The organism is Arthrobacter sp. B0316-5-4 (genome assembly GCF_059090325.1).
Window position 1 is genome coordinate 446783 of the sequence record NZ_JBNHFN010000004.1, and the last position, 19563, is coordinate 466345.

Genomic DNA, 19563 nt, shown 5'->3' on the forward strand with positions numbered 1-19563 from the left:
CCAATGCGAGGCCCGCTCTGCACCCTAACCTGAGGTTTTAGGGTGCAGAGCGGGCCTCGCAACGGAACCTAATCCAGGGAGATCGGGCCGAGCTCGTCCAGCAGGTCGCCCGGACCCGGGTTGCCGGCAACGGATGAGCCACCGAGGTGGTTCACCACGCCCCAGACGGCGTTCAGCCCCGTGGTCACGGCGCCCTCGGCCCAGCCAGCGGTGAAGGACACGTCGTCGCCGGCCAGGAAGATGCCGCGCTGGTGCTCAGGCAGCTGGTCCTGCTTGAAGTGCGTGAACAGGCGCTGTTGGTAGCGGTAGTGCCCAGGCAGGTTGGCCTTGAAGGCGCCCATGAAGTTGGGATCCGCTTCCCAGGACACCGTGATGGGCTGCCCAACGATGTGGCTTGCGATGTCCACACCGGGGTAGATCTGCTCCAGCGAGTGAAGCATCAGCTTGACGCGCTCCTCTGCGGTCAGGGCCAGCCACTTCAATGCGTCGTCGTTCCATGTGTAGGACAGGAGGATGACAGCGGGCTTGTCCGGGCCGTCGTCGAGCAGATACGTTGCCCGGTTGAGGCGGTCGGTGAGCGTCATGGACAAAACCTCGCGCCCGGTCTCCGGGTCGATGTCTTTCCAGAACGGCCTGTCCACCATGACGAACGTCTTGGACGACTGCATGTAGTGCGAGCGCTCGATCGCCGTCCACAGCTCGGCCGGGAACAGCGCTTCCTCGGTGTGGATGCGCGTCGACAACAGCCACGACTGGCAGGTGGTCACCACGGCCTGATAGGTCGCTTCGCGTCCCCAGTTCTCGCGGACCAGGAGGTCGCCGTTTTCTGCGCGGCGGATATTGTCCACGGCTCCGCGCGGGGATCCGGAGTGCAAGGACGAAAGCGAGGTACCTTCCGGCCAGTGCTTAATGCCCGACGGCGCGTGGTTCCAAAGTGCCTCGGGGAGCCTTTGCGCTCCTCCCGCAATGGAGCGGTGCTGATCGTCGGCGTCGGTGTAAACGACCCGAAGGATTTCGAGGATGGAGTTGGGGAAGTCGGTGTCCCAACCGCCCGTACCGAAGCCCACCTGGCCGAACGCTTCACGATGCGCGAAGCCGGCTTCCTTGAAGGACTTGCTGGCAGCGATGAAGCCGTAGAAGGTTTGCTCGTCCAGTTCCGGCAGGAGCGCGTTCCACAGCTCCTTGATCCGCTGGGTGTCGCGGGCCTTGATGGCTTCCTGCATTTCGGCGAAGGCTGCGCCGTCGTTCACTGCGGCTTTCCAAGCGTCGGCCACTTCGCGGAAGAACTCCGGCAGCTCATCAGCGGTGGTGGCGTAGTGCTTCTTGCCAGCGAGCTCAATGACGGTGCTGGACGTGGCCGGAGCCATGGGGTTGGGGAATTCGTTGGTGTCCAGGCCGAGCAGGTCCACGTAGTGGTAGAACGCCTTACCCGAGACAGGGAAGCGCATGCCGCCAAGGTCGGCCACGACGCCGGGGGCGGACGGGAAGCTGGCTGTGCGGAGGCGCCCACCGATTTGGTCGGCCTCGTAGATGACCGGTTTGAGGCCGAGCTTCATCAGCTCGTAGGCGGTGACCAGCCCGGACAGGCCGGCACCGATGATGGCCACTTCGGTGCCGTACAGCTCTTCGGGAACCGAACCCAGCCCGTCAGGGTGAGCCAGATAGTGGTCGTAGCTGAAGGGGAAGTCCGGGTTCAGCATCGTGATGGGTGCTTTGTTGTCGGCTTCGGCAGCAGAAGCGTTAGCGACGGGGAGTTCGGTGGCGATGGTCATGGATTGTCTGCTTTCACAGGTTCCGGGCTCATGGCCCTGGTGGTCATTTCACGGTAGTCCTGCTCGCTGAGCGCGGCTACCTTGGAGTTCCGGCGTCCATAGCCGAAGTAGATGGCGATGCCCACAAGCATCCATACGCCGAACGTAATCCAGGTGTCGGCACCGAGGTTGAGCATCAGGTACGCGCACATGAGGGTTCCCAGTATGGGTGTGATCGGGTACAGCGGGACCCGGAAGCTTCGCTCAAGGTCGGGGCGGTTGCGCCGCAGGTAGATGACGGCGACGTTGACCAGTGCGAAGGCGAAGAGCGTACCGATGCTGGTGGCGTCCGCCAACGCACCGAGCGGGACCAGGCCAGCGGTGAGGGCGACGGCGGTCCCGATGATCAGGGTTCCGGCCACCGGGGTGCCGGTTCGGCGGGAGACGCGGCCAAAGACCTTGGGGACCATGCCATCGCGGGACATGGACAGCATGATGCGTGTCTGCCCGTAGAGGACGGTCAGTACGATGCTGGCAATCGCGAGCACGGCACCGATGGAGAAGACCAGGGCGGTCCACGGCTGGCCGGTGATTTCGTGGAGGATCTGAACCAGGGCGGCTTCGGTGCCATCGAACCAGCCCCACGGGCGGGCACCGATGGCGGCCACGGCAACCAGGACGTAGATGCTGGTGACGATCACCATGGAGAGCATGATGGCGCGGGGCAGGTCACGCTTGGGGTTCTTGGCTTCCTCGCCGGCGGTGGAGGCGGCATCGAAGCCGATGTAGGAGAAGAAGACACTGGACGCTGCGGCTGATACGCCTGCTGCGCCCATGGGCAGGAGAGGTTCAAAGTTGCCTGCGTTGAACGCGGTGAACGCCACGGCGCAGAAGAAGATCAGGATGCCCACCTTGATCATGACGATTGTGGTGTTGATCCATGCACTTTCCCGCGCACCTCGTACCAGCAGGATCATGGCAAGAACCACGATGATCAGCGCGGGGAGGTTGACGACGCCCCCGTCGCCCGGCGGCTGGCTGACGGCGTCAGGCAGGAACTGTCCAAACGCTGCCAACGTCTCATTGACGTACTGCCCCGCACCCACGGCCACGGCTGCGACGGAGACAGCATACTCCAGCACCAGGCACCAGCCACAGATCCAGGCCATGCCCTCGCCCATGGTGGCGTAGGAATAGGAGTAGCTGGATCCGGCCACCGGGACGAGTCCGGCCATTTCGGCGTAGGAAACGGCAGAGAGGAGCGCGGCCAGGCCGGCTATGACGAAGGAGATCCAGATGGCCGGGCCCGCCAGGGGCACGGACTCGCCGAGGATCACCAGGATGCCGGTGCCAAGCGTGGCGCCAACACTGATCATGGTCAGCTGGAGTACGCCGAAGCTGCGGACCAACGGCGTACCGCCCTCGCTGCTTCCGGCTTCATCGACCATCTGGCCGATGGGCTTGCGGCGCAGAAGCTGGGCTCCGAGGCTGGGCCTCGTCACGCTCACCGCCGCTTCGTTTTTGGTGTTCACAGGCACGGTCACCCTTGACGTCCCTTCAAAGTAGTTTCGATTTCCCCTCCACAAGACTGGCATGTGAGCCACCTCTCACTGCGGTGCAAAATGACCTATAGTGTTCAACCATGAGACGTAATGCACAGTATCAAGCGGCAGCCCCGGCTGCCCTTTCCGGACAGGTCACCGTCGACCTGTCCGCAATTTCAGACAATGTCAGGTCCCTGAAAAAGCGCAGCGAAGCGCCCTGCTTCATGGCCGTGGTGAAGGGCAACGCCTATGGTCACGGACTGGTTGAAGTGGCCCGCGAAGCTGTTGCGGCGGGAGCCGATTGGTTGGGAACCGCCCAGCTCACCGAGGCCATTGCACTGCGGCAAGCAGGAATCACGGTCCCCATCCTTTCGTGGCTCTATCTGGCATCCCAGACGAGTGCCACCATCCTTGAAGCCCTCGAAAACGATGTGGATGTTTCCCTGGGAAGCGTCGGTCAACTGGAGGTGCTGGTAGGTATCGCTGGACGCCTTGGCCGCCCCGCCGTCGTACACCTGGAACTGGACAGCGGCCTGAGCCGTGGCGGTGCGCGCAAGGAGGATTGGGCCGAGCTGGTGGCCCGGGCGCGGCAGGCCGAACTCGACGGGACCCTGCGCGTTCGTGGTCTCTGGACCCACCTGGCCTGGGCCGATGTACCCGCGCACCCAGGCAACGCGACCGCCGTCGCCGAGTTCGAAGACGCGGTCCGCGAGGCTCGGGAAGCCGGGCTCACCCCCGAACTCCGGCACGTATCCAGCTCCGCCAATATCCTGGAACGGCCCGAATTCCACTTCGACATGGTCAGGGCAGGGCTGGCCATCTACGGCCTCGCCCCCGCCGATCACCTGGACCCGGCAGACTTCGGGCTGCGCCCCGCGCTCAGCGTCACTGCCCCGCTGGTGATGGTCAAGAAGGTCCCCGCCGGCACCGGAGTGAGCTACGAACACCAGGCAATCACCTACGAACCCCGGTACCTCGGACTGATCCCGCTCGGCTACGCGGACGGCATACCCAAAGGCATCAGCGGACGGTCCGTGGTGAACATCGCAGGCCGCAGCGTACCGGTGATCGGCAAGGTCTGCATGGACCAGTTCATGGTTGACCTGGGCCCGGACGCCACGGGAATCGACGTCGGCGACACAGCTGTGTTGTTCGGCGACCCCGCATGCGGGGCGGCGAGCGCCGACGATTGGGGCGCCGCAATCGGCAGCCACGGGGACGAAATCATCAACAGGATCGCCCCTCGCCTGCCGCGGGCCTACGCCACTACCGCTTACCAGTGCCCCGACTACCAGGAGCCGGCAGCCGCCGGGCCGGGCAATGTCGCCTGAGCCCGCCACCGCCCGCCTGAGTTTCGTCACGCTCGAACAGTTCGTGGAGCAGCTGCCGCCGGAGTTGAAAATGCTTCACGACGGCGGCAGCGGCGCCTCGCTGCTGCGGTGGGTGGAACCGAGCGAGCTTGAGGACCCCACGCCCTACCTGCCCGAGGGCGAGTTCCTCCTGACCGCCGGGCTGCCTTTCCTTGCGGAGGGTGGCTCGGCGGCGAAGGTGGATGCCTACGTCCAACGGCTGGTCGAGGCGAAGGTGGCGGCACTCGGATTCGGGATCAGGCCCTATTTCGACGCCGTCCCTGACGTGCTGCTGGACGCTTGCCGCAGGCAGAACCTCACCCTGTTCGAGGTGCCCGAATCCGTGCCCTTCGCGGCCATCGGGTTGGAGTTCTCGCAGCTTCTGGAAACCGACAACGCGCGGGTGTTCCGCCAACTGGCCGACACCAACCGCCAGCTCATGCGGGCAGTCCTCTCCCCCAGGCCGGAACACGAACTGCTTGCCGCGCTGGTCCAGCGCGTGCCGGTGTGGGCTGTCCTGGTGGGTGCGGACGGGCGGGTACGTGCCCGCGGGCACAACGCCGGCGGCAGCACCGGCGTCGAACATTCCCTCCTGGAACCGATGCTGGGAAGGCTGCTGTCAGGCAGCGGGCCCCGGGTTGAAATGGACGGTTTCGACCAACCGGGATCGGCCCTGGTATTCGGGCATCCGCTGCGCAGCACCAAGGACGCCAACCTCGGTGCCCTGATCCTCGGCTCGGACACGCCCCTGACGCCTGCGCAGAACAACGTGGTGCAGGCTGCGGTGGGGTTGCTGGAGTTGCTGGTGAGGCAGCGGACCAGCGGCTCGCTGGCCCCCAGCCAACTGGCGACGGCGGTCCTCCTGCATCCGGAATCCCTCGCCACGGGGAGCACCAAGCATGTCAACGGCTTGAAGGACCTGCTCGCCCAGAGCCTGTCCTCCACCCGATCCGCCCCGATGCGCGTGATACAGGGGGTCCGGACGGAGGACGCAGCTGACGACGGCCCGGTCCGTGAAGTGCTGCAGTGGCGTCGCTTGTTCGATACCAAGCTGGTGGAGGTCACCGAGTACGGCTTCGCGGCCATCACACGGCTGCGCGTTGACGATTCCCTGCTCGCGGATGTCGAGAAGCTAGGTTGGCGCTTGGTCATCGGCGAACCAACGGAAATGACCGGGCTCGCAGCGGCCTATCAGCGGGCCAGTTCGTTGCGTTCACGCGTGCTTTCTACCGGCCTGAGCGCACGCGTGGATGAGGTGACGTGGTCAGTGACTGGCCTTCTGGGCCGCGATGCCGGAACCATGCTGGCCGCACGGCTGCTCGGGCCCGTGCTGGCACTGGAACCCGACCGCAGGGACCCGCTACTGGGCGTGCTGCGGGGGTGGCTCAGCGAAAACGGCAGCTGGGACGGCTCGGCCAAACTCCTGGGACTGCACCGTAACAGCGTGCGTCGCCAGATCGGTGTGCTGGGCGAACTGCTGGAGATGGACCTCAACCAGGCGCAGGTTCGTGCCGAACTGTGGTTCGCGTTGCAGTACGTGGAGGAACTGGTGGCGTCCTCGCCCGAGATCGTCACTTAGGAAAAAAGCTTGACTGTGGCGGATCGCACACTTAGAGTTCTGATATATGAGTCGTATGTCACATCCACCCCATCGACTCTGGGTTTTGACGACGCCGTAATTCACCTCGCGGCCCCGCCACCGGCTGGCATCGTGCCAGTCGGGCTTTGTCCGTAGGTCGCTAAGGACCGCGTCTGTCCGAACGTCAGGAAGCGGCGCCCTGGTGCCGTCAGCGGTTTGCGCTGAAGCCAGAAGGGAACACATCTCAATGAATCAACCGAGCAGGGCGACGGCAGCCGTCGACCCCTCCATCTCAAAAGAGACCAGCTCCACGTTCAAACGCCGTTTCATGGTGCGGCTTGTGGCTGTCTTCATCGGCGGGATGTTCCTCGATGGCTACATCCTCGGAATCATCGGGCCCGTCGCCGGACTCATGCGCACAGATCTCCAGCTCGACGAACTATCGCTGGGCATGATTGCCGCAGGCCCGCTGGTGGGTATCTTCGTCGGCTCCCCGCTGGCCGGGTGGGCTACCGACAAGTTCGGACGCAAGCCCATGTTCCTCGTGGACATGGGCCTTTTCCTGGTCGCCTCAGGGGCCCAATTCTTCGTAACCTCCGGAGACGGGGCCGTGATCCAGCTGGCCATCATCCGGTTCTTCATGGGCGTCGCCATCGGCGGCGAGTACTCCATCGGCGGGCCCTTGCTCTCGGAGTTCTCCCCTCCAAAGCTCCGGGGGCGACTCCTAGGACTGACTCTGATCGCTTGGTACATCGGTTTCATGGTGGCGTTCATCGTCGGCACGCTCCTCCACGACGCCGGCACCCCATGGCGCCTCGTCATCGGCACCAGCACCATACTGGCGCTCGTCCTGTTCCTCGCCCGCCTGGGCCTGCCCGAATCACCGAGCTGGCTCATCACGAAGGGACGGCATGACGAAGCACTCGCGATTGCACGCAAGTACGTCGAATCGCCGCAAATGCGCGACAGCATTACCGAAGAGATGGATCTGAGGATGATCCAGGAAGCCCAAGCCGCGAAGAGCAAAACCAAAATCAAGAACGCCTCCTTCGGAATGCTGTTCTCGAAGCAGTACTGGCGCACCACCCTCTTCACCTCAGGCTTTTGGTTCTGCGCGGTCACTCCGTACTTCGCCATCGCGACCTTCGCCGACGACGTGCTCAAGCAAATCGGCCTCGGCGGAGGCTGGGCTGGTGGAGTCGGATTGTCCGCACTTGCGGCCGCGGGTGTTGTCACCACCGTACTTCTGATCGACAAACTCGGCCGCCGAATCCTCACCGTGCCCGGCCAATGGATCTGCGCAGGCATTCTGCTCATCATCGGAGTCTGGGCGGACGCACCAGCGATCCTCATCCTCGTCCTGTTTCTCGCGTTCTCCTTCTTCAACGCCGGCTACACCACCATGACGCAGGTCTATCCGGCTGAAGTGTTCCCGGGCCACCTGCGCGGCATCGGCATGGGCTTCGCCGCGGCCTTCAGCCGCATCGGAGCCGCACTTGGCACGTTCGCCCTGCCATGGGCGATCAGCACCTTCGGTATGGGCCCAACCATGGTCGTTGCCGCCATCGTGGCCTTACTCGGCGCAATCCTCTCGCAATGGCTCGCTCCTGAAACGAAGGGGCGCACCCTCGCCGAGATCTCAGCTGACTTCTCCCACTGACACTTCTCCCACTGACACCGGGACTGCACGGAGACCGTGCCCCGGGCTAGGTCCTTGCGAGGGCAGGAACACCAAGCTCGTTACAGACGTCGGCTGTACCTGGAATGACGCTCACTTTTCCTTCGACGACGCATTCGGTGAGGAAGGGGATGAAGTTGCCGAAGGTCCTGATGCTTGGATCGTCGTAAAGGGGTTTGCCGTTCTGGTCTTTGCCTGATCCCGGGGTTGAGGTATGTTCGGCGGGCACGCCCGGGGGCGGGGCGATGAAGTCTTCAGGCACCAGATCGTCGTTGATTCCGTCCAGGATCATGCCTCCCAGGTCCCACACCCGGCTGCACTGGTTGATGGGGTCGCTGACCTGCAGCAGCCCGGAACTGGCGTCTTCGGGTGTTGGGTTGGTCTTCGCATCGAATCCGACTTCTTCGATACCGGTTCCCACGAAGGGAGGCCTGGGCGCCTCTGGGGATCCTGGACTCCGGTATTCGGATGTCAGGTCGGCCCGGTAGTAGCAGCGGATGTCGCGCCTGTCGTCCACAGCTACAGGATCCAAGCCGACGACGGGCATGGCATCCGAGGAAGCGCCAGGTATCGCTACGAACACTGGGGCGGTTGCAGGCCCGGTCGAGGAAGCAGCGCCAGGGGCGCGCTGATCAGTTCCAGCGGCGGCGAAAGCACTGGCGGCGGTAGTGGCGGTGTAATAGATCCCGCCGGCAGCGATAAGAGCTGCCAGGGTCAAGGCGGTGGTGGACTTCTTCATGTTCTGCCTGTTCAGTAGGTTTCGGCTATTTTTCGAGGGCCGGGATGCCGAGTTTGGCGCACACTTCGGCATTGCCCGGGATGACAGCAACGGAATTGTCAACGACGCACTCGGTGAGTTCGGGAACGTAATGGCCGGAAGTTACGCGTGTTCCCGAGGGGATCATCGGGTTTCCTTCGGCGTCCAGATCCCCCGTCCATGTTTCCGATACCGGCACTTCGGCCGGACTGGGGAAATCCTCAGGTATCAGGTCATCGGTGATGCCGTCGGGGTTCATGGCGTTGGTGTCCCAAAGGGCTGCGCAGCTCGCTATAGGGTCTTGGACCTGCATCATTCCCGCGTTGGGGTCATCCGGCGAGGGATTGTTACTGGCGTCAAAGCCGGTGATAAATATTCCGGTGGTGATGTACGGAGGCATGAAGTCGCCGGGAGACCCTGCAACTGGATAGGTGGTGGTGAGGTCGGCGTGGAAATAGCAACGGATGTCTCGCTTGTCCTCAACCGGTGCCAGTGCCACGTAGACACCCGCCGCCGTGCTGCCTGCGAGGGCCAGGCCGGCGAAGGTCAGCGCCGCGGGTTTCCGCCACCACGGGACGCGTTTTGGCTGTTTGCGGGCTTCTTGAATGAGCAAATTGCGGACAGCCTGTTTGGTGTCTGCGGGATAGAGAACGTCTGAAAGGTTCATGACAACCTCGATTCCAGGGTAGTGAGGCTTTCCGGGGTGTCGGCGAGGAGATGCGGGGCGGCTGAGCGAAGTTTTTTCTTGGCCCGGTTAGCTCTGGAGCGGACAGTGCCGACGCGGATGCCCAGTGCGGTGGCGGTTTCTTCGTAGCTGTAGCCGTTCATCACACACAGCAGCAAGACATCCCGTTCACCATCGGTGAGGGCTGTGGTTCCGTAGAGCAGCTCCTGGACTTGCCGCTCGGTGTCTATCCGCTCGTCAGCTGCTGTGGAGTGGTCCGGAACGGAGGGCGTGTGTGGGAGCCGGCCCAGGAACTGTTCGTATCTGCGAGTGGAACGGGCGCTGTTTCGTGCAGCGTTCGTAGCCACGCCGAGCAACCACGGCAGTAGCGAGTCCCGCTGCAAGGTCAAAGTCCTGCGTTGCCGCCAGGCTTCCAGGAACGTGACCGAGACGAGCTCTTCAGCCTCGTGCCAAGATCCCGTGCGACTCAGGCAATATCGAAAGACAGCATCCGAATGCCGGTCGAACAGCAGTCCAAGCGCATCGGCGTCCCCATCAACGCATCTCGTCCAAAGCTCAGCATCCTGTTCCCCCAAGTCGTTCATACCTAGTAGTGTCCGATGCCCGCAGAAAAGTTCCCGAATCCGAACAAACATCGCTGAAGGATCGACGAATTCAGGCGGTTGCCACAGCTTTAGATCGCAGATCCTGCAGGACGGCAGTCGACGCTACCGCGCCAGGAAGCAAGTGCTGCGCGGTCTTCGTCATTAAGCCCTGCAGCCGTAATAAAAACGTCCAAGTCGAAGCCAGCCAGAGCGGCTCGAAACGCTCCCTCTGTGGTCGTTCCGTGGCGCACGCAGAGTTCATTGAGCTCGGGTTCGGCACTGTTTCGATTGCTGCTGGCAGAACGTATATCCCCAAGTCTCACGGTTTCCAGATAATCGTGAACAATAGCCTCGTGTTGGACCCTCACCGCCGACAGCAGAAGCATGGAGATAATCCCGGTTCTATCCCTGCCGCCCATGCAATGGAAAAGGACGCCGCCTGATGGCGCATTCAGGATCGAAGAAAGAGCTGAGCCGGCACGTTCAGGCATTGCCGTGAGATACGGCAGGAAATAGAGGGCCGTGCCCACCAAGCCGCTGTCCCAGTAGCTTGCCCAGAAATCCGTGTTCTCCAAGCCGTCGAGATCAACGTGGACGGTTGTGAGCCAAGGGGGTCGCTCCTTTATATCCATCTCCCGCTCCCGTTGTTGGCGCAGGTCGACCACTGTGCGGATCCCGGCGTCGTAGATGGATTGCCACCCGCTTACGGTGAGCAAGTCGACATTTTCACTGCGGAAGAATATCCCACGAGGCGTCAAGGTCCCGTCGGCACGCTGGAGCCCTCCTAGGTCACGGCCATTGAGTAGCCCGTCAGCGTGCAGGGTGCGGTCTTCGCCAGCGGATTTTTCCATGCCCCCAGTAAAGCAAGCCAACCCGCTCAAACGGAGTCACGCACCGCGACCCTAAGCGGATCCCTATTTTGGGATGAGCGGACGGATGCCGTCAGTCGAATCTGATGAAGGCTCTGACCGATCCTCCTTGGAATTCCTCGGCCTGGGTGTAGCCGAGCGCTTCGTAGAACGCTTTCTGCTTCGGCTCGTCGTCGGTGATCAGGACTTTCTGCCGCACATGCGGGTACTCCCCCAGTGCCCGTTCAGCGAGGGCTCGTCCTATACCTCTTCTCTGATGCGACGGCCGAACAAGAATGTCCTGGAGGTAGCAAATCGAGGCACCATCGGAAATGACACGCGCCAGTCCAACCAGCGTCTCGCCGTCATGAGCCGCCACGAGTGTGGAAGATCCTTCCAGCGCTCGTACTAGATTGGCAGGGGCCTTCGTGTAAGTAAGCCATTCCACCGCACGGTATAACTCAAGAACTTCACTGAGTGGCAGGTCTTGGGCCCTAACTACGTTGATGGCAGTCATGCTCCATCCAAACACGCAGCACATTGGTGGGGCGACCTCCAACAGCGCACCCCTAAGGCGGTTCCCGAGACGCTACACAGCACTCCGTCTAGGAACCGCGCTGCTCCCACCGGCTGTAGAGGTCCGGGCGGCGTTCGCGAAGGTACGGAACATCATCCCGGGAAGCTTTTACCGTCTCTGTGCCCACCTCGGCGAACAGCAGCGCGGCGGACTCCCCCGCGGCGGCGAGCAATGAACCATCCGGTCCGGCCACCACGCTGCCGCCCAGGAAGTTGTACACGTCCTCGTGCCCGGAGTGGTTGGCATAGGCCACGTTGAGCTGGCTTTCCAAGGCGCGGGCCCGGATGAGGACCTGCGGGACGTTCTCGAATCCGGCGGACAGCGCCGTCGGCACGAGCAGGAGTTCGGCACCCCTTGTTGCGGCGGCCCTGACGGCTTCCGGGAATTCGACGTCGTAGCAGATCAGCATCGATGTCCGGATTCCATTGAAATCGACGACGGCGGGAGGTTCTTGGGCGCCCACGAACGCCTTGTGTTCCTCCGGGCCGAAGAGGTGGACCTTGGCATAATTGAGGACCTCGGAGCCGGTTGCGTCCAGCAAAGTAGCCGTAATATTCCAGGCGCTGTGAGCAGCACGCGACTCTGCGCCGTCGTGCGTTTCCTCCCCCGACGCCAGGGCGGGAAGGCTGTAGACCAGGCCAATGCCGTGGGACCGGGCGATCCCGGCGAGGCGTTCCCGGATGCCAGGCAGTGTGGCGGGGTCCAGTTCAGCGTGGAGTCGCAGGGGTGCGTATCCAACGGGGAAGAGCTCTGGTGTGAGGAGCAGCCCGGCCCCGGCGTGGGCGGCTCGCTGCGCGGCGTCGTCGATGGTGCGCAGGTTCGCCTCGACATCCATGACGGAAGCGTTTGCCTGCAGGACTGAGAGCAGCATCTTTACCACCTAGGTTTTCGCCTCATCCCGACGCTCATCCGAGAGCCCCGGGCTTTTCGTGATTCAAGCTTAGGCTCGTGGGCCGTGCGCAGGCTGAGGCGATTGGACCCGCGCACTTCCAAAATGGGACGCATTGCCCGCTCCCGTCGCGTTGTGAGGCCCACTCTGCACGCTACGGCGCGAACTTACCCTGCAAAGCGGGCCCCGCAACGCATAGAGAGCTTCACAAGGGGTACATATCCGGTGTTCTTGTGTTGGAGTATGTCGGGGAAGGTTGACTCGCTGTGTTCACTTCTTGACTACAAGGATGCTTGTGGGGCAATCTTCTTGTCATGCCCGCTACACAGCGCTCAACGAAGAGCCACCCTCGAAAACCCGGCTCGCAGTCGGCGCTCCGCCACCTCAATCAACAGCGCATCATCGAGTGCTTGCTGAGCGGGCCATCCACGCAGGCAGAGCTTTCCCGCCAGACCGGCCTCTCCACGGCAACGGTGTCCAACATCGTGAAAATCATGCAGGACGCCGGCTTGGTCTCCACGGAGCCCACCACGAGTTCAGGCCGCCGGGCAACCAACGTGAGGCTGAACAGCAACGGTGCGGTCGCCGTCGGAATCGATTTTGGGCGCCGTCACCTCCGGGTGGTCCTGGCGTCACTGGGCTATCACGTCATTGCCGAGGATTACATCGAATTGCCGCTGGGTCACCAGGCAGAAGAAGGCATTGAAGCGGCGGTCCAGCTGCTGGAAAAGCTGCTCCACGAAAACGGCATCGACCGCACCGCAGTGGTGGGAGCGGGCGCCGGGATTCCCGGGCCAATCGACCGGCGCACAGGCACCGTGGCCCAAGGTGCCATCCTGCCTGAATGGGTGGGCATCGACATCCTCCACCGGCTGGAGGAAGCACTGAATTGCCCCGTGTTTGTTGATAACGACGCCAACTTGGGTGCGTTGTCCGAGGTGACCTGGGGACCGCACAGTGGCGTCTCCAACCTGATGTTCCTCAAGATCGGATCCGGCATCGGCGCGGGACTGATTCTCAACGGTTTTCCCTATTACGGCAATGTGGGAATTACCGGCGAAATCGGCCACGCAACCATCCACGAGCACGGACTGGTGTGCCGGTGCGGGAACAGGGGTTGCCTCGAAACGATCGCCTCCACAACCACCATGATCGAGCTGCTGGGACGCGGCCAAGAGACGCTCTTGACGCCCCAGGACATCGTCCGCAATTGCCTTGCCGGCGACTCGGCGACACAGCGGGTGGTGGACGACGCCGGCCTGGCCGTGGGCCGCGCTTTAGGCAACGTGTCCAACCTGATCAACCCCGAGGTGATCGTGGTCGGTGGCCCGCTTGCCGGGCTGGGCGACCTGTTGCTGGACCCGATCCGGCGCGGCCTCGTCAGGCACGCCGTGCCCGTCGTGGGCGAGACAACACACCTCGCCATGTCCTCGCTGGGGGCACGTGCAGAGGCCTTGGGAGCAGCCGCTTTGGTGTTCCAACACGCGGGTATTACCGGCAGGTAACGAAATCGTTAGCTGGATGATGCGTTCAAGTCTTGACGACAAGCCGGGTGATCCAGTTTACTTTTTCATCAGACAGCTCCGCCGTTTGCGGGGCCGACAACGAAGTCATGCATTGGAGGCGTAAGGGCTGATGACATCCCTCGACACGCAAGGTGATCCCATCCTTTTGGAGATGCGATCGATCACGAAGGAATTCCCGGGCGTGAAGGCCTTGTCGAATGTGAGCCTCCGAGTGATGGCCGGCGAAATCCACGCCATCTGCGGTGAAAACGGAGCAGGGAAATCCACCCTCATGAAGGTCCTCTCCGGCGTTTATCCGTACGGGAGCTACACGGGCGACATCGTTTACCAGGCCCAGACACAGCAGTTCAAGGACATCCGCGCCAGCGAGGCAGCGGGCATCGTGATCATCCACCAGGAATTGGCACTGATCCCCGAACTGTCCATCATGGAGAACATCTTCCTGGGCAACGAACCCACCAAATGGGGCGTCATTGACTGGGCGGAAGCGCGCAAGCGTTCCCTGGAACTGCTGGCCCGCGTGGGCCTGCGGGACGACCCCGATACCCCCATCAAGGAAATCGGCGTCGGCAAGCAGCAGCTCGTGGAAATCGCGAAGGCGCTCAACAAGTCCGTACGCCTGCTGATCCTTGATGAGCCCACCGCGGCACTGAACGAGTCCGACTCGCAGCACCTGCTGGACCTGATCCTTGGCCTGAAGGGCAAGGGCATCACCTCGATCATCATTTCCCACAAGCTCAACGAGATCGAACAGATCGCCGATGAGATCACCATCATCCGCGACGGCAAGTCGATCGAGACCTTAAACGTCAAGCGCGACGGCGTGGACGAAGACCGCATCATCAAGGGCATGGTGGGCAGGACGCTCGAATCGCGCTTCCCGGACCACGAACCCAAGATCGGTGAGGTCTTCTTCGAGGTCAAGGACTGGACCGTGGGACATCCCCAAATCCAAGACCGCCTGATCTGCAAGGGCTCCAACTTCTACGTACGGCGAGGCGAGATTGTGGGCTTCGCTGGCCTGATGGGCGCCGGGCGGACCGAGCTGGCCCGTTCCCTGTTCGGCCACTCCTACGGCCGCTTCATCAAGGGCCAGGTCTACAAGGATGGCAAGCCGGTGAACCTCCGCAGCGTTCGGGCAGCGATCGACGCCGGACTCGGTTACGTCACCGAGGACCGCAAGTCCCTGGGCCTAAACCTGTTGGATGACATCAAGACCACCACTGTGGCAGCGGCCCTGGACAAGATCAGCAATTACTCGGTGGTGGATACCCGCAAGGAGTTTTCCGTCGCGGAGGAATACCGCAAGTCGCTGCGCACCAAGACCCCCTCGGTTGAGGAAGGCGTAGCCAAGCTTTCCGGTGGTAACCAGCAAAAGGTGGTGCTGGCCAAGTGGATGTTCACCGATCCGGACCTCCTGATCCTGGACGAACCCACCCGTGGAATCGACGTGGGCGCCAAGTACGAGATTTACGGCATCATCCAGAGGCTCGCGAACCAGGGCAAGGGAGTGATTGTCATTTCCTCGGAGCTTCCTGAGCTCCTGGGCCTGTCCGACCGTATTTACACCATCTTCGAAGGCGCCATCACAGGCGTCCTGGACAAGAACGAAGCAGACCAGGAAAGCCTCATGAAACTCATGACTTCCGCCCGCAAGACCGCCTGACCCGTTGGCCCAGACTTACCCCTTCCTGACACAAGGACCAAAACAATGAACGCGCTCAAGAAGCTATTTGGTGGCAATACCCGCCAGTTCGGCATGATCTTCGCCCTGGTGGCACTTATCGTCTTCTTCCAGATCTTCACCGAGGGACGCACGCTGACCCCCGGCAACGTGATCAACCTGTTCAACGGCAACTCCTACATCCTGATCCTGGCCATCGGCATGGTGCTGGTCATCATCGCCGGCCACATCGATCTTTCCGTAGGCTCGGTAGCCGCTTTCGTGGGCGTCTTCGTGGCTCTCGCGATGCGGGACTGGGGCTTCCCCTGGTGGGTCGGTGTGCTCTTCGGCCTGTTCCTGGGAGCGGTGATCGGTGCCTGGCAAGGTTTCTGGGTGGCCTACGTGGGTATACCTGCCTTTATCGTGACCCTGGCCGGCATGCTGCTTTTCCGTGGCTTCAACCAGTTCGTGGGCAAGTCCAACACCATTCCGGTCCCCAAGGAATTCCAGTTCATCGGTTCCGGTTACCTTCCCGAGATTGGGCCGAACACCGGCTTCAATAACCTCACAGTGCTTATTGGCCTGGTAGCCGTCGCCTTCGTGATCATCATGTCCCTGCGTGCCCGTGCCGCCGCCAAGGCCCTTGGCGCCGAAGTTCCGGAGCTCTGGGTTGAGGTCACCAAGCTGGTCCTGATCTGCGGCGCGATCCTCTACGCAACGTACTTGTTCGCCACGGGCCGTCCCGGCACCTCCTTCCCCATCCCCGGCCTGATCCTGGCTGTCCTGGTCCTCATCTACGGCTTCATCGCCGACAAGACGGTCCTCGGCCGCCACGTCTACGCGGTGGGTGGCAACCGCCACGCAGCCGAACTTTCCGGCGTCCAGTCCAAGAAGGTCAACTTCATGGTCATGATGAACATGTCCATCCTGGCTGGCCTGGCCGGCATGATCTTCGTAGCCCGCTCCACCGCATCGGGTCCGTTCGACGGTGTCGGTTGGGAACTGGATGCCATCGCCGCAGTCTTCATCGGTGGTGCTGCCGTTACCGGTGGTGTTGGTACGGTTATCGGCTCGATCGTCGGTGGCCTGGTGATGGCTGTCCTGAACAACGGCCTCCAGCTCCTCGGCGTTGGCGCCGACCTCACCCAGATCATCAAGGGCCTGGTCCTCCTGGCAGCCGTCGCCTTCGATGTCTACAACAAGTCCCAGGGCAAGCGCTCCATCACCGGGATGTTGATGAAGAACTTCCAGCGCAACAACGAAATCAAGCCCGACGAAGCCACCTCCACCAAAGAGGTCATTTCCAAGGAAGCCTGACCGGTTTCCGCACGACTCGCTCCACCCCACCCACACAGAAAGTGAACCAAGATATGCGAATGTTTGGTAAAGCAGGAAAGGCAGCAGCAGTCGCTGCCATCGCGGCACTGGCGCTGACGGCCTGCGGCCGCACTGACAGCGGCTCAAGCAGCAGCACAGCTGGCGGGGAAGCGTTCCCCAAGGACTCGCTGATCGGCGTCGCACTTCCGCAGAAGACCAGTGAGAACTGGGTCCTGGCGGAGAAGCTGTTCAACGACGGCCTCACCGGCGCCGGCTTCAAGGCCGACGTCCAGTTCGCCAACGGCGGCGTGTCCGAGCAGCAGAACCAGATCAGTGCCATGGTCACCAAGGGTGCCAAGGTGATCATTGTGGGTGCCATCGACGGCGCCCAGCTGGGTACGCAGCTCAAGCAGGCCAAGGATTCCGGCGCAACGGTCATCGCTTATGACCGCCTGCTCCTGAACACCGAGAACGTGGACTACTACGTGGCCTACGACAACTTCAAGGTTGGTGTCCTCCAGGGCCAGGCCCTGCTGGACGGCATGAAGGCCAAGAAGCCCTCCGGCCCGTACAACATTGAGCTCTTCGCCGGTTCCCCCGACGATGCCAACGCGAAGGTCTTCTTCGACGGCGCCATGAGCGTCCTGAAGCCGAAGATCGACGACGGCACCCTCAAGGTAGTTTCCGGCCAGACCTCGTTCGAGCAGGCTGTTACCCAGGGTTGGAAGGCTGAAAACGCCCAGCGTCGCGCTGATACGCTGCTCACCGGCAGCTACGGCACCGCTTCACTGGACGGCGTCCTGTCCCCGAACGACACCCTGGCCCGTGCAGTGCTGACGTCCGTCAAGGCCGCCGGCAAGCCGCTCCCGGTTGTCACCGGCCAGGACTCCGAGGTTGAGTCCGTCAAGTCGATCATGGCTGGTGAGCAGTACTCCACCATCAACAAGGACACCCGCAAGCTCGTTGAGCACGCCATCACCATGGTGAAGGACCTCCAGGCAGGTAAGCAGCTGGAGATCAACGACAAGGACTCCTACAACAACGGCGTCAAGACCGTCCCGGCCTTCCTCCTGCCGCCACAGATCGTGACCAAGGAGAACGTCAAGACCGCTTACGTTGACGATCCGGTATTGGGCCCGATCACCAAGTAACACCGCAACACAGCAAGCCCGGTCCGCCACACAGGCGGGCCGGGCTTTTGCTTTGGCAGCCCACGCTTTCAACGCCCACGCTTTCACAGCCCACGCATAGCTTCGGCTGGTGCGCCGCACAGCAGCGCTCAGCAATGTTGGACCTGCGGCCCGCGCTCGAGCGGGCCGGACAATCTGCAGGTCCAGAGGAGAAACGTGAGCGTCCTTGCCCGAAGCGTAGGCAATGCCTTCCGCAACAAGATCAGAACGGCGGCGGTTGTTGCCGTCCTGGCCGTAGCCATCGGCTTGGCGTTGGCCATGCTCGTGGCCAATCAGGCCGTGGGTGCCAAGGTCCAGGAGCTCAACGCCTCCGTGGGCACCACCCTTACCGTCAACCCGGCAGGGGGCCAGGGCTTCGAAGGCGGCGGTGAACCACTCACGACGGCGGAAGCCCAGACCGCGGCATCGGTCGCCAACGTGACATCAGTTGTGGGAACCAAGGCGCTGCGGCTCCAGACCGCGGGCACGACGACGGGAAGCACCGGAGCGACCACCGGCACCACCCAGCAGGCCGGCCCGGGTGGCGGGTTCGGTCCGGGCGGGCAGCAGGCAACAGTGAGTACCAACCTGACGGCCGCCGTCGACGCCGGTACTTTGGGCACCCGCAACAGTTCCACCGGAACAACAGGCACTAGCGGTACCACCACCCAGCCGACCCGCACCTTGCCCATCACGGCAACTGGTATCGGCGCCGAGGTGGACACCACCGGCAAGGCCTTGAACCTGACCAGCGGAACCGGCCTGGGCGACTACAGCACAGCAGCAGCCACCGCATTGGTGGGCACCTCCCTGGCCCAGAAGAACAACCTCACCGTGGGCTCAACCTTCACTGTCCAGGACAAAACGTTCACCGTCGCTGGCATCTTCGACGCAGGCACCACGTTCGGCAACAACGCCGTCTACGTGACGCTGCCCGAAGCCCAGGCGCTGGCCGGAACCCCGGATGAACTCTCCACCATGATCGTCACGGTCAACAGCATGGAGAACGTGGACAGCACCAAGACCGCCGTCCAAAACGCACTGGGCACGGACAAAGCGGACGTCACCCAGGGCCAACGCAACCTCGAAACAGCCGTCAGCTCCCTGGACAGCGTCAAGAACATCTCACTGATCGCCTTCATTGCCGCCCTGGCGACAGCTGGAATTATCATCCTGCTCATCATGGTGATGCTGGTCCGCGAGCGCCGCCGCGAGATCGGCGTCCTCAAGGCGATCGGCGCCCCGAACCGGACCATCGGCCTGCAGTTCGTACTGGAGTCCCTGGTGCTTGTGGCCCTTGGCAGCGTGGTGGGTGCCGTCATTGCTTCACTGGCCAGCGGCGGCATCGCTTCCGCGCTGATCAGTTCCAACACAACCACGACGGCGGCCACCACCACCCAGCGCGGCGGCGGGCTCGCCGGAGCCGTACCGAACGGTGCAGTGCCCGGTGGCGGGTTCCCGCGCGGCGGGCAGGGCGGTCCGTTCGGCGGCGCATCCCAGTTGCTGACCTCCGTTACGGCAAGCGTCTCCCCCGGCGTCCTCGCTGCCGGCATTGCAGCTGTGTTCGCCGTGGCAATCATCGGCGCCCTGGTCCCTGCCCTGCTGACCGCCCGCATCCGTCCCATCGAAGTACTCCGAGGAGAATAG

Annotated in this window: 16 protein-coding genes; 8 read left to right on the forward strand and 8 right to left on the reverse strand. The window is 62.8% G+C overall.

From position 1 onward, the window contains the following. Window positions 1–68: 68 nt before the first annotated feature. Both AC5RU9_RS14020 and AC5RU9_RS14025 read right to left on the reverse strand, forming a co-directional pair. Window positions 69–1772: a flavin monoamine oxidase family protein gene (locus AC5RU9_RS14020; protein ID WP_494016906.1), complete on the reverse strand. Its 1704-nt coding sequence runs from the start codon at window positions 1770–1772 to the stop codon at window positions 69–71. Then, window positions 1769–3199, reverse strand: a complete 1431-nt coding sequence (locus AC5RU9_RS14025; RefSeq protein WP_494017134.1) for an amino acid permease — start codon at window positions 3197–3199, stop codon at window positions 1769–1771. The genes AC5RU9_RS14020 and AC5RU9_RS14025 overlap by 4 nt, the downstream gene beginning before the upstream one ends. A 194-nt stretch (window positions 3200–3393) precedes the next feature. Between AC5RU9_RS14025 and alr the strand changes: the two genes are divergently transcribed. The 3 genes from alr to AC5RU9_RS14040 all read left to right on the forward strand — a co-directional run bounded on the left by alr (window position 3394) and on the right by AC5RU9_RS14040 (window position 7883). After that, window positions 3394–4626, forward strand: a complete 1233-nt coding sequence (gene alr / locus AC5RU9_RS14030) for an alanine racemase (RefSeq protein WP_494016907.1) — start codon at window positions 3394–3396, stop codon at window positions 4624–4626. Beyond that, entirely contained in the window at window positions 4616–6223 is a 1608-nt protein-coding gene (locus AC5RU9_RS14035; RefSeq protein WP_494016908.1) for a PucR family transcriptional regulator, read from the forward strand. The genes alr and AC5RU9_RS14035 overlap by 11 nt, the downstream gene beginning before the upstream one ends. A gap of 247 nt (window positions 6224–6470) precedes the next feature. Beyond that, window positions 6471–7883, forward strand: a complete 1413-nt coding sequence (locus AC5RU9_RS14040; protein ID WP_494016909.1) for an MFS transporter — start codon at window positions 6471–6473, stop codon at window positions 7881–7883. 46 nt (window positions 7884–7929) lie between these two features. Here AC5RU9_RS14040 and AC5RU9_RS14045 read toward each other — a convergent pair whose 3' ends face one another. The 6 genes from AC5RU9_RS14045 to AC5RU9_RS14070 form a co-directional block, all read right to left on the reverse strand. Then, entirely contained in the window at window positions 7930–8640 is a 711-nt protein-coding gene (locus AC5RU9_RS14045; protein ID WP_494016910.1) for a hypothetical protein, read from the reverse strand. Window positions 8641–8665: 25 nt separating this feature from the next. After that, a complete protein-coding gene (locus tag AC5RU9_RS14050) occupies window positions 8666–9325 on the reverse strand; it encodes a hypothetical protein (protein ID WP_494016911.1) in 660 nt (219 codons plus the stop codon). Further along, entirely contained in the window at window positions 9322–9927 is a 606-nt protein-coding gene (locus tag AC5RU9_RS14055; RefSeq protein ID WP_211713053.1) for an RNA polymerase sigma factor, read from the reverse strand. The genes AC5RU9_RS14050 and AC5RU9_RS14055 overlap by 4 nt, the downstream gene beginning before the upstream one ends. 89 nt (window positions 9928–10016) lie before the next feature. Then, entirely contained in the window at window positions 10017–10778 is a 762-nt protein-coding gene (locus AC5RU9_RS14060; protein WP_494016912.1) for a tyrosine-protein phosphatase, read from the reverse strand. Between the two features lie 91 nt (window positions 10779–10869). Further along, window positions 10870–11316, reverse strand: a complete 447-nt coding sequence (locus tag AC5RU9_RS14065; RefSeq protein WP_494017135.1) for a GNAT family N-acetyltransferase — start codon at window positions 11314–11316, stop codon at window positions 10870–10872. Window positions 11317–11380: 64 nt separating this feature from the next. Then, window positions 11381–12223, reverse strand: coding sequence for a carbon-nitrogen hydrolase family protein (locus AC5RU9_RS14070; RefSeq protein WP_494016913.1), 843 nt, complete (start codon window positions 12221–12223; stop codon window positions 11381–11383). Window positions 12224–12555: 332 nt separating this feature from the next. Here AC5RU9_RS14070 and AC5RU9_RS14075 point away from each other — a divergent pair, with 332 nt between their 5' ends. From AC5RU9_RS14075 to AC5RU9_RS14095, 5 genes are all read left to right on the forward strand, one after another. After that, a complete protein-coding gene (locus AC5RU9_RS14075; RefSeq protein ID WP_494016914.1) occupies window positions 12556–13746 on the forward strand; it encodes an ROK family transcriptional regulator in 1191 nt (396 codons plus the stop codon). A 130-nt stretch (window positions 13747–13876) separates the two neighbouring features. Then, the gene (gene mmsA, locus AC5RU9_RS14080; protein WP_211713049.1) at window positions 13877–15433 is read left to right on the forward strand and encodes a multiple monosaccharide ABC transporter ATP-binding protein; all 1557 of its coding nucleotides are present in this window, start codon (window positions 13877–13879) and stop codon (window positions 15431–15433) included. Between the two features lie 45 nt (window positions 15434–15478). Then, a complete protein-coding gene (gene mmsB / locus AC5RU9_RS14085; RefSeq protein WP_211713048.1) occupies window positions 15479–16747 on the forward strand; it encodes a multiple monosaccharide ABC transporter permease in 1269 nt (422 codons plus the stop codon). 53 nt (window positions 16748–16800) lie between these two features. Further along, the gene (locus AC5RU9_RS14090; RefSeq protein ID WP_211713047.1) at window positions 16801–17898 is read left to right on the forward strand and encodes a substrate-binding domain-containing protein; all 1098 of its coding nucleotides are present in this window, start codon (window positions 16801–16803) and stop codon (window positions 17896–17898) included. 195 nt (window positions 17899–18093) lie between these two features. After that, window positions 18094–19563 (forward strand): ABC transporter permease, encoded by a 1470-nt coding sequence (locus AC5RU9_RS14095; RefSeq protein WP_494016915.1) that lies wholly within the window; start codon window positions 18094–18096, stop codon window positions 19561–19563.